Raw genomic sequence first — 10,161 nt, 5'->3', positions numbered from 1 at the left:
GGGTGGTGTTCGCTCTGCTGAAAGGGCAAAGCGAATATCAGCCAAAAGTTGGTTGAGGGTTGCCCCTCAACCATAGAATCTCCCACAGGTTGACCGCGTGTACTCAGATAAACATCAGCCCGCCAGGCCGACAAACATATCCTGCACATCATCATGGTTGTCCAGGCCTTCCAGGAACGCCTCGACTTCTGCCATCTGCTCATCGGTCAAACCGCTGACCGGGTTCTTGGAGATATAACCCAGCTTGGCCGACAGCACGGTGAAGCCCTGCTCCGGCAAGGCCTTCTGCACAGCATCCAGGTCGGTGGTTTCGGTGATGAACAAGGTGGCGCCTTCTTCACCCTCTTCAAAGTCCTGGGCGCCCGCTTCGATAGCGGCCATTTCCGGATCAGCGTCCGGCGTGTCCGGCGATGCTTCGATCAGGCCCACATGGTTGAAATCCCAGGCCACCGAACCGGAAGCGCCCAGTTGGCCTTTGCGGAAGGCCACGCGGATTTCCGCCACGGTGCGGTTGATGTTGTCGGTCACGCACTCGACGATCAAAGGCACCTGGTGCGGCGCGAAACCTTCGTAGGTCACGCGGTGGTATTGCACGGTCTCACCGAGCAGACCGGCGCCCTTTTTGATTGCGCGGTCCAGGGTTTCCTTGGGCATCGAGGCTTTTTTGGCCTGTTCCACCACCAGGCGCAGGTGCGCGTTGGTCGCGGTATCGGCGCCGTTGCGGGCGGCGATGGTGATTTCTTTCACCAGCTTGCCGAAAATCTTGCCCTTGGCATTGGCTGCCGCTTCTTTATGTTTGACTTTCCACTGTGCGCCCATGACTCACTCTCTTATTTCCATCGCGCCGAAACGTCTACTGGCCGGCGCTTTGGGGGCAGAGTTTATAGCGCGAGAACGCTTCGTTCCACCAAAAAACCGGCCAGGGTACTCAGGTGCGCAAGGGTTTGATCACCGCATTGCGGTCCGGCACAAAATCCCCCGCCTGGGCCAGTACGGCGGGCCTGGCATTCCAGTAGGGCATCAGCACCAACGAAGAAAACAGCGCCGCACCGGCAAACACGATAAATACCGTCACGGTATCGAAATAGCCTGGCAGCAAACCACCCAGAATCGCCCCCACCGAACCGCAGCCGTTCACAAAACCCGCGGCGGTAGCGCCGGCCTTGGCGGTGCCGAAGTCGATGGCCGCCGTGCTGCTGATCATTGAGTCGGGCCCATACAGCGTCAGCCCCATGACAAACAGCAACGTCATCACCAGCACCACACTGCCGGTGTGCAGCGCGCCCATGAAAAGCGCCAGGGCAACCGTCAGCGCCAACAGGCTCAGCACACAGGCGGGCATGCGCCGGGCGCCGAACAGTTTGTCGGAGGCCAGGCCGATCAACACTGGCCCCAGTAAACCAGCCAACTCAAACGCGGTGGGCACGATGGCGGCGCCGACCTTGCCCACCGACGGCATCTGCTCGTAGACGATCACCGGCCCCCACAACAGAATCGCGTAGCGCGCCGGCTTGAGCAGGAAGTACGCCAGCCCCAGGGTCAACACTGTGCGGTTACGCAGGATCGCGCGCAGGGGTTCGAGTACGCTGACGCGCTGCTGGGCGGCCAACTGCTCGGCGCTCAGCACCGGCTCAGGCTCGACTGCCGGCAAGCCCACATCCTGCGGGGTATTGCGCTGGAACATAAAGAACAGCACGGCCACCACCGCTACCACTGCGGCACTGGAAATAAACGCCGCATGCCAACTACCGATCAGCGTATAGGCCCACCAACCGGCAAACGGTGACGCGACCAATCCGCCGAACGCGTAACACGAACTCCATAACCCCAGCACCCGCCCCCGCTGCTGGGCCGGGAAGAAACTGCCGAGGTTCTTGCACAGCCCCGACCAGCCAGTGGACTGGGCCAAGCCCTGTACCAACATGCAGGTAACAAAGATCGGCAAGGTGGCAAAGGTGCCCATCACCAGCGCTGCGCCTGCGGAAATCAGCAAGCCACCGAGCACCACCACCCGTGGTCCAAAGCGGTCGGCAAGCATGCCCCAAGTGAACTGGCCTACGGCATACGCGGCGAGGTAGAGCCCATCCAGGTTGGCCATCATCATTTTGTCGAGGGGGAAACTCGGGTCGTCGCCGATCCCCAGCTTCGCCACTGAAAACGCTTTGCGGGTGAAATAGAACGCGGCATACGCCAGCCAGGTGATGGCAAAAATCTGCACGCGCCAACGCTTGATGCTACCCATAGGGATATTCATGGTGGTTCTGACCTCAGGTGTGAGTGTGCCGGCAGAATCGAAAGAAAACGCCTGTTGTTTTTATGGTTGAGCACTGCAATGCCGGGCCTTGGAGAGCGCGGCATTGGTCAGATGGGTGCGGTGTGCCTGCCCCCATGGCAGCCGTGGTTGTAGGACTCAACCTACGGCGACTGAGGCGCATGAAAGCAATGGCTGACTCATAGGTAAAATCGATTTATCGTATTTCAAATATAAGCCCAGCTTGTAAGAGGACGCGCCATGTCGGTTTCCCATGCCCAGCTCAAAGCCTTCCATGCGGTGGCCATTCACGGCAGTTTTACCGGGGCGGCCGAACGCCTGTTCCTGACCCAGCCTGCGATTTCCGACCAGGTGCGCAAACTGGAAGAGCGCTTCGGCGTGTTGCTGTTCCACCGCAACAAGCGCTCGGTGCGCCTGACCGATCTGGGTGAGCGCCTGCTGGGCATCACCCAGCGCCTGTTTGTGATCGAAGCCGAAGCCGAAGAATTGCTGCAGGATTCGCGCGCCCTGCTCACCGGCACCCTTACCCTGGCGGTGGATGCACCCGTGCACGTACTGCCGCAGATTGCGCGCTTCTGCCAGCGCTACCCTGGGATCAGCGTGAAAATCGAAACCGGCAACACCGATGAGTCGCTGTCGCGCCTTTACAACTACCAGGCCGACCTGGCGCTGTTGGGGCGCGATGTCGATGATCCGCGCCTGTTGTCACTGCCGCTGCCCGACGATCAACTTCTGGCTTTTGTCGCACGTGACCATGCCTGGGCCGGGCGCGAATCGATTTGCCTGGCCGACCTCGATAACACTCCGCTGGTGCTGCGGGAAACCGGCTCGGTCACCCGTCAAACCCTGGAGCAGGAAATGCGCCAGGCCGGCCTGCGCATTCGCCCGGCCATCCAGGTGGAAGGCCGCGAAGCCGCCCGGGAAGCCGTGGTGGTGGGAATTGGCGTGGGCGTGGTGTCGGCGGCAGAGTTCGGCGCCGACGCGCGGGTATACGCCATGCCGATCCGCGATTGCACACAACGCATGAAAGAAACCCTGGTGTGCCTGAAAGAGCAGAGTTCACGCCGCGTGGTCGCGACCTTCCTGGAGATCGTGCGTGAGAGCCTTCACGCCAACTCGAAAAACGCCTGAATCAAGCGCAGCGAGCGGCGCCGCTCCATGCAGCCGAGCATGTGCCGGTTCAGCAGGCCATCGCCCAGGATCGGTACCGCCTGTACACGCGGGTCCGGGCTGACCTCCATCGACGACACCACGCCCACCCCTAACTCTGCCGCCACCGCTTCGGTCACGGCTTCACGACTGTCCAGTTCCAGCAGCACCTTAGGTTGCACATTCGCCGCCAGGCACGCGTCATCAAAAGTGCGGCGGGTGATGGAGCTCGGCTCGCGCAGCACCATGATCACCTCATGCAACTGCGCCGGTTCAATACCGCTGGCCTGCCTAGCCCACGGATGCGCAGCCGGCACCAAGGCGCAAATCCGTGACTCGTCCAGGGGTTGCAAGTGCAGGCCATTGCGCGGCTCCACCTCGGTGAGCACCGCCACATCGGCATGTTCGGACAGCAGCGCCGCCAGGGTTTCCTGAGCATTGCCCAAACGCAGGTTCACGGTAATGCCAGGGTAGCGCGCGCGCAGGCTGGCGATCATCGGCATGACCAAATGCGGGCCGTCCGCCGCCACTTCCAGGCGCCCGGTGAGCAACTGGCGGTTGGCCTCCAGCATGGTTTGCGCCTCGTCGACCAAACCGAAGATCGCCCGCGTGATGGCCGCCAAGCGTGCGCCCTCCTCGGTCAACTCCACCCGGCGGGCGGTGCGGCGCAACAGCGGGATCTGGTAGTGCTCCTCAAGCGCCTTGATATGCCCGGTCACTGCCGGCTGGCTGATAAACAGCCGAGCCGCCGCGCGGGTAAAACTGCCCTCACGGGCCACGGCATCGAATGCACGCAGTTGGAACAGGTTCATCGTTATCGGCCTCACTGATAGCTCGCATAACAACAAACAATTTGATTGATGACAAGCCAAACTGCAATTTAGGCGCCGTAGCTTGAACCCCAACACCTTGCGAGGATTTGATATGCCCACTGCCGCGCCGATCCTGTTGACCCCCGGCCCCCTGACCACCTCGACCCGCACCCGCCAGGCGATGATGGTGGATTGGGGGTCGTGGGACGACCGCTTCAACCAGCTCACAGCCAGTGTGTGCACGCAGCTGCTGGCGATCCTCAACGGTGCGGACAGCCACCACTGCGTGCCGCTGCAAGGCAGCGGCACCTTCGCCGTCGAAGCGGCGATCGGCACCTTGGTTCCCCGCAATGGCAAGGTGCTGGTGTTGATCAACGGCGCCTACGGCAAGCGCCTGGCGAAAATCTGCGAGGTGCTTGGCCGCGAATTCAGCACCTTTGAAACCGCCGAGGACGAGCCCACCACTGCCGCCGATGTGGATCGCCTGTTGAGCTCCGACAGCGCCATCACCCACGTCGCGCTGATCCATTGCGAAACCAGCACGGGCATTCTCAACCCGTTGCCGCAGATCGCCGAGGTGGTCAAACGCCACGGCAAGCGCCTGATCATCGACGCCATGAGTTCCTTCGGCGCGCTACCGATTGATGCCCGTGAAATCCCCTTCGACGCGCTGATTGCCGCCTCGGGCAAATGCCTGGAAGGCGTGCCGGGGATGGGCTTTGTTTTTGCCGAAAAAGCGGCGCTGGCTGCGTCCCAGGGCAACTGCCATTCCCTGGCGATGGACCTGTTCGACCAGCACACCTATATGGCCAAGACCGGACAATGGCGCTTCACCCCGCCGACCCACGTGGTTGCCGCCCTGCATGAGGCGCTGCTGCAATACGCAGAAGAAGGCGGCCTGCCCGCCCGCCATCAACGCTACGCGGACAACTGCCAGGCACTGCTGGATGGCATGGCTGCGCTGGGCCTGCGCAGCTTTCTGCCGGCGGCAATCCAGGCGCCGATCATCGTCACCTTCCACGCCCCAAAAGACCCGCGCTACCAGTTCAAGGACTTCTACGAACGGGTCAAGACCAAGGGTTTCATCCTGTACCCCGGCAAATTGACCCAGGTGGAAACCTTTCGCGTGGGCTGCATCGGCCATGTCGACGCAGCCGGCATGCGCGCGGCGGTCGAGGCCATCGCCGAGGTGCTGCAAGAAATGGAAGTGTTGGATATTTGACTCCCCCCATTACCACAGGATCTGAACCATGAACTATCAAAACCCCAACACCCTCCAGGCCGTTATCCTCGACTGGGCCGGCACCGTGGTCGATTTCGGCTCCTTCGCCCCCACGCAGATTTTTGTCGAGGCCTTCGCCGAGTTCGACGTGCAGGTGTCTATCGAGGAAGCCCGTGGCCCGATGGGCATGGGCAAGTGGGACCATATCCGTACCCTCTGCGACCAGCCGCAGGTTGCCGAACGCTACCGCAAGGCGTTCGGCCGCACGCCGACCGACGACGATGTGACCGCCATTTACCAGCGCTTCATGCCGCTGCAGATCGAGAAGATCGCTGAACACTCGGCCCTGATCCCCGGCGCCCTCGACACCATTGCAGCGCTGCGGGCGCAAGGGATCAAGATCGGCTCCTGCTCCGGCTATCCCAAGCAAGTGATGGACAAGGTCGTGGCCCTGGCCGCCACCAACGGCTATGTCGCCGACCACGTCGTGGCTACCGACGAAGTCCCCAACGGTCGCCCTTGGCCGGCCCAGGCACTGGCCAACGTGATCGCCCTGGGCATTGATGATGTGGCCGCCTGCGTGAAGGTCGACGACACCGTGCCGGGCATTCTCGAAGGCCGACGTGCCGGCATGTGGACCGTGGCCCTGACCTGCTCGGGCAACGCGCTGGGCCTCACCTACGAGCAATTCCGCGCTCTGGACAGCGACACACTGGCCAGCGAGCGCCAGCGCATCGAGGCGATGTTCGAAGCTTCACGTCCACACTACCTGATTGACACCATCACCGATCTGCCACGGGTCATCAGTGACATCAACCAGCGACTGGCCCGCGGGGAAATGCCGCAGGCCTACTGACCGAAGTCAAGACAAGGGCATTGGCAACAAGCGCAGCGCTCAAAACAGGCATACAGTTAATGCACTCCATCGCTAAAGAATGGAGGTATGCCCTGATGAGTGAGGAACACAGCGATGCCGTGGAAAAATTCCGATACGCGCTACAGCACTATGTCCATTGCGTTGCACTGGTTGATGGTGGTGCTGCTGGCGGTGGTCTACGCCTGCATTGAACTGCGCGGGCAATTCCCCAAAGGCAGCGGCGCACGCACGCTGATTGTGGAAATGCACTTTATGCTCGGCCTTACCGTGTTTGTGCTGGTATGGCTGCGCCTGTTCGCACGCAGCCTGGGGGTGGCGCCGAAGATCGTGCCGGCACCGCCGCAATGGCAGAATCTGCTGGCGAAGCTGATGCACTGGGCGCTGTATGCGTTGATGATCGGGTTGCCGATTGCCGGTTGGTTGATCGTCAGTGCCAAAGGGCATTCGGTGATGTTCTATGGAATGGAATTGCCGCCGCTGATCGCGGAAAACAAGGCGCTGGCCGAGGAGATTGAAGGCTGGCATGTGCTGTTCGCCCAGGTCGGTTATTGGTTGATCGGGCTGCATGCACTGGCGGGGATCTTTCATCATTATGTGGTGCGCGATAACACGGCGCTGCGCATGATGCCGGGTGGGAGGAGGCTTTAACCCAACCCATTCGTCGACTGAACTCAGGCCATCAGTTAAGCGCAACTCCCCTGTGGGAGCGGGCTTGCCCGCGAAGGCGGTGTGTCAGTCACAGTGACTCTTACTGCAAGACCGCTTTCGCAGGCAAGCCAGCTCCCACAAGGGGTTTGCGTCAGTCGCTGAAGCCTCGGCGGCCTTGCAGGCCGCCGGTGTGGATGAAGATCAGACGCGTGCCGGGGCTGAAGCGTCCAGCCTCGATCTGCTGTTTCAACGCCAGCAGCGCCTTCCCGGTATAGAGCGGTTCCAGCGGTAGACCGCACGCTTGTTCGGTGCACTGGATGAAGTCCAGCAGCAGCGGATCGACCTTGGCAAAGCCGCCGCGACAGGCGTCCAGCAATGTATAGCCGTCCTGCACGATGGCACTCACGTTCTGCGCCACACCGTGATCATCCGGCACCGCCATGGCGCCATATACCGGATGCGCGCCCGCCTCCGCCAGTGCCAGCCCGGCCAGTGTCGTGCCGGTACCCGCCGCCAACCACCAGGCGTCGTAATCGCTCCAACCGAGGCTGTCCAGTTGCGCCCGCGCCTGCTCGACCAACACGCCACAGCCCTGCGCACCGGCCAGCCCACCGCCGCCTTCAGGTATCGGATGGAGGTGGGGATATTGTTCGCGCCAAGGCAGCCAAAAGCCCGGCTCGTGGCGTGCGCGATAGCCGCCATAACCGAGCCAATGCAGTTGCATGCCGAAGGCCTTGAGGTCGAGCACCGTGGGTGTGTCTTGAGGATGGCCGCGCAACAGGCCGACGGTGGGGAAATCAAAGCGCTTGCCCGCGGCCGCCAATGCGTGCAGATGATTGGAGTAGGCTCCGCCGAGGCTGATAATACCTGACGCTCCGGCATCGCGAGCCTGGGCCAAGTGCTCGGTGAGCTTGAACCACTTGTTGCCGCTGATCAGCGGATCGATACGGTCCAGGCGCAGCACGGCCAGCTCGACGCCGTTCAGCCAATCCAGCTGCAAAGATTCAAGGGGCGCGTGGGGCAGCCAGTCGAAAGGACCCATGTGGGCGCATCTGCATGAAAAAAGGGGCGGTAGTCTAACACCGCCCCTATTGTCGCCTTACAACTCGGCCGCCAGGCGCGAGCCCTGGTTGATGGCGCGCTTGGCGTCCAGTTCGGCCGCCACATCGGCGCCGCCGATCAGGTGCACGTTCTGGTTGGCCGCGACCAGGCCGTCGTGCAATTCGCGCAGCGGGTCCTGGCCGGCGCAGATGACGATATTGTCCACCGCCAGGACTTGCGGCTCGCCCTCAGCGCCGATGCGGATATGCAAGCCTTCATCGTCGATCTTCAGGTACTCAACGCTGTTGAGCATCTGCACCTGCTTGTTCTTCAAGCCGGTGCGGTGGATCCAGCCCGTGGTCTTGCCCAGGCCGTCGCCCACCTTGGAAGCCTTGCGTTGCAGCAGGAACACTTCACGGGCCGGTGCATGGCGCTCGGGTTTGATCCCGGCCACGCCGCCACGGGCTTGCAGTTGGGTGTCGATGCCCCATTCTTTCCAGAACGCCTCGCGATCCAGGCTGGTGGAGACGCCTTGGTGCACGAGGAATTCAGACACGTCAAAACCGATGCCACCGGCGCCGATCACCGCCACGCGCTTGCCCACCGGCTTGCGCTCAAGGATCACGTCCAGGTAACTCAGGACCTTGGCGTTGTCGACACCGGGAATCGCCGGGGTACGCGGTGCGATGCCGGTGGCCAGGATCACCTCGTCATAACCACCCGCTACCAGTTGCGCAACGTCCACACGGGTGTTGAGGCACAGCTCGACGTGGGTGGTCTGCAATTTGCGTTTGAAATAACGCAGGGTCTCGAAGAACTCTTCCTTGCCCGGCACGCGCTTGGCGATATTGAACTGGCCGCCGATCTCGCTGGCCGAGTCGAACAAGGTCACTTGATGCCCGCGCTCGGCGGCCACGGTGGCAGCGGCCAGACCCGCGGGGCCTGCGCCGACGACCGCGACCTTTTTGATCTGCTTGACCGGCAGGTAATTGAGTTCGGTTTCGTAGCACGCCCGCGGGTTGACCAGGCAGGTGGTGAGCTTGCCGCCAAAGGTGTGGTCCAGGCAGGCCTGGTTGCAGCCGATGCAGGTATTGATCTCATCAGCGCGCCCGGCAGCGGCCTTGTTGACGAACTCGGGGTCGGCGAGAAACGGCCGCGCCATCGAGACCATATCGGCGTCGCCTTCGGCCAGGATCTGCTCAGCAATTTCCGGAGTGTTGATGCGGTTGGTGGTGATCAGCGGGATCTGTACCGAACCGCGCAATTTGGCCGTGACTTTACTGAACGCACCACGGGGTACCTTGGTGGCGATGGTCGGGATGCGGGCTTCGTGCCAGCCGATACCGGTGTTGATGAGCGTCGCGCCGGCCTTTTCGATGGCTTTGGCCAACTGCACGATTTCTTCCCAGACGCTGCCGCCTTCCACCAGGTCGAGCATCGACAGGCGGAAGATGATAATGAAGTTCGGGCCTACGGCTTCGCGTACCCGGCGCACGATTTCCACCGCCAGGCGCATGCGATTTTCAAAGCTGCCGCCCCAACGGTCGGTGCGATGGTTGGTGTGGGCGGCAAGGAACTGGTTAATGAAATAGCCTTCGGAACCCATGATTTCGACGCCGTCATACCCGGCGACCTGGGCCAGCAGCGAGCAGGTGACAAAATCCTGGATCTGCTTTTCGATGCCCTCTTCATCCAATTCCTTGGGCTTGAACGGGTTGATGGGCGCCTGGATAGCGCTCGGTGCCACCTGCTTGGGGCTGTAGGCGTAACGCCCGGCGTGGAGGATCTGCATGCAGATCTTGCCACCCGCGTCGTGCACGGCCTGGGTGACGATCTTGTGCTTGCGCGCTTCTTCTTCGGTGGTCAGCTTGGCTGCACCGGCGTACACGCCGCCCTCGTCATTGGGGCCGATACCGCCGGTGACCATCAGGCCCACGCCGCCACGGGCACGCTCGGCAAAGTAAGCGGCCATACGCTCGAAACCGCCGGGCTTTTCTTCCAGGCCAGTGTGCATCGAGCCCATCAGGGTACGGTTGCGCAAGGTGGTAAAACCCAGGTCCAACGGGGCCAGCAGGTGCGGGTAGGCAGCAGCGGTCATGGTACAGCTCCACAACGGATCATCACGGGACGTGGCGCACTC

Annotated in this window: 9 protein-coding genes; 4 read left to right on the top strand and 5 right to left on the bottom strand. The window is 62.1% G+C overall.

Annotated elements, in window-relative coordinates; genetic code table 11:
- Positions 1 to 114: 114 nt before the first annotated feature.
- Together BOP96_RS22440 and BOP96_RS22435 are read right to left on the bottom strand one after the other, a co-directional pair.
- Positions 115 to 819 carry a YebC/PmpR family DNA-binding transcriptional regulator gene (locus tag BOP96_RS22440; RefSeq protein WP_003192227.1) on the bottom strand — a complete coding sequence of 235 codons (705 nt, stop codon included), beginning with the start codon at positions 817 to 819 and terminating at the stop codon, positions 115 to 117.
- A gap of 109 nt (positions 820 to 928) precedes the next feature.
- Positions 929 to 2,254, bottom strand: coding sequence for an MFS transporter (locus BOP96_RS22435; protein WP_020302353.1), 1,326 nt, complete (start codon positions 2,252 to 2,254; stop codon positions 929 to 931).
- A gap of 258 nt (positions 2,255 to 2,512) precedes the next feature.
- Here BOP96_RS22435 and BOP96_RS22430 point away from each other — a divergent pair, with 258 nt between their 5' ends.
- On the top strand, positions 2,513 to 3,403 hold the full coding sequence (locus BOP96_RS22430; RefSeq protein ID WP_014718974.1) for a LysR substrate-binding domain-containing protein: 891 nt from the start codon (positions 2,513 to 2,515) through the stop codon (positions 3,401 to 3,403).
- On the opposite strand, the gene BOP96_RS22425 is transcribed toward BOP96_RS22430, so the two are convergent.
- Positions 3,379 to 4,233, bottom strand: a complete 855-nt coding sequence (locus BOP96_RS22425) for a LysR substrate-binding domain-containing protein (RefSeq protein WP_073454073.1) — start codon at positions 4,231 to 4,233, stop codon at positions 3,379 to 3,381. The genes BOP96_RS22430 and BOP96_RS22425 overlap by 25 nt on opposite strands.
- 112 nt (positions 4,234 to 4,345) lie before the next feature.
- Between BOP96_RS22425 and BOP96_RS22420 the strand changes: the two genes are divergently transcribed.
- The 3 genes from BOP96_RS22420 (at position 4,346) to BOP96_RS22410 (ending at position 6,980) form a co-directional block, all read left to right on the top strand.
- Positions 4,346 to 5,455, top strand: coding sequence for a 2-aminoethylphosphonate--pyruvate transaminase (locus BOP96_RS22420; RefSeq protein ID WP_073454071.1), 1,110 nt, complete (start codon positions 4,346 to 4,348; stop codon positions 5,453 to 5,455).
- A gap of 28 nt (positions 5,456 to 5,483) precedes the next feature.
- Positions 5,484 to 6,311, top strand: coding sequence for a phosphonoacetaldehyde hydrolase (phnX, locus tag BOP96_RS22415; protein WP_014718977.1), 828 nt, complete (start codon positions 5,484 to 5,486; stop codon positions 6,309 to 6,311).
- Positions 6,312 to 6,425: 114 nt separating this feature from the next.
- Positions 6,426 to 6,980 carry a cytochrome b gene (locus BOP96_RS22410; protein WP_014718978.1) on the top strand — a complete coding sequence of 185 codons (555 nt, stop codon included), beginning with the start codon at positions 6,426 to 6,428 and terminating at the stop codon, positions 6,978 to 6,980.
- Between the two features lie 151 nt (positions 6,981 to 7,131).
- On the opposite strand, the gene BOP96_RS22405 is transcribed toward BOP96_RS22410, so the two are convergent.
- On the bottom strand, positions 7,132 to 8,022 hold the full coding sequence (locus BOP96_RS22405; RefSeq protein WP_073454069.1) for a 1-aminocyclopropane-1-carboxylate deaminase/D-cysteine desulfhydrase: 891 nt from the start codon (positions 8,020 to 8,022) through the stop codon (positions 7,132 to 7,134).
- A gap of 57 nt (positions 8,023 to 8,079) precedes the next feature.
- Positions 8,080 to 10,119, bottom strand: a complete 2,040-nt coding sequence (locus BOP96_RS22400) for an NADPH-dependent 2,4-dienoyl-CoA reductase (protein WP_073454067.1) — start codon at positions 10,117 to 10,119, stop codon at positions 8,080 to 8,082.
- Positions 10,120 to 10,161 lie beyond the last annotated feature (42 nt).

The organism is Pseudomonas sp. FSL W5-0203, from assembly GCF_001896155.1.
Taxonomy (GTDB): domain Bacteria; phylum Pseudomonadota; class Gammaproteobacteria; order Pseudomonadales; family Pseudomonadaceae; genus Aquipseudomonas; species Aquipseudomonas paracarnis.
This window is presented reverse-complemented; position numbering and strand designations above follow the sequence as displayed.

Bases quoted from the DNA above. Each gene is read 5' to 3' on its own strand.
- BOP96_RS22440 (WP_003192227.1), bottom strand. From the start codon at position 819: ATGGGCGCACAGTGGAAAGTCAAACATAAAGAAGCGGCAGCCAATGCC.
- BOP96_RS22430 (WP_014718974.1), top strand. From the start codon at position 2,513: ATGTCGGTTTCCCATGCCCAGCTCAAAGCCTTCCATGCGGTGGCCATT.
- BOP96_RS22410 (WP_014718978.1), top strand. From the start codon at position 6,426: ATGCCGTGGAAAAATTCCGATACGCGCTACAGCACTATGTCCATTGCG.
- BOP96_RS22400 (WP_073454067.1), bottom strand. From the start codon at position 10,119: ATGACCGCTGCTGCCTACCCGCACCTGCTGGCCCCGTTGGACCTGGGT.
- BOP96_RS22425 (WP_073454073.1), bottom strand. From the start codon at position 4,233: ATGAACCTGTTCCAACTGCGTGCATTCGATGCCGTGGCCCGTGAGGGC.
- BOP96_RS22435 (WP_020302353.1), bottom strand. From the start codon at position 2,254: ATGAATATCCCTATGGGTAGCATCAAGCGTTGGCGCGTGCAGATTTTT.
- BOP96_RS22405 (WP_073454069.1), bottom strand. From the start codon at position 8,022: ATGGGTCCTTTCGACTGGCTGCCCCACGCGCCCCTTGAATCTTTGCAG.
- phnX (WP_014718977.1), top strand. From the start codon at position 5,484: ATGAACTATCAAAACCCCAACACCCTCCAGGCCGTTATCCTCGACTGG.
- BOP96_RS22420 (WP_073454071.1), top strand. From the start codon at position 4,346: ATGCCCACTGCCGCGCCGATCCTGTTGACCCCCGGCCCCCTGACCACC.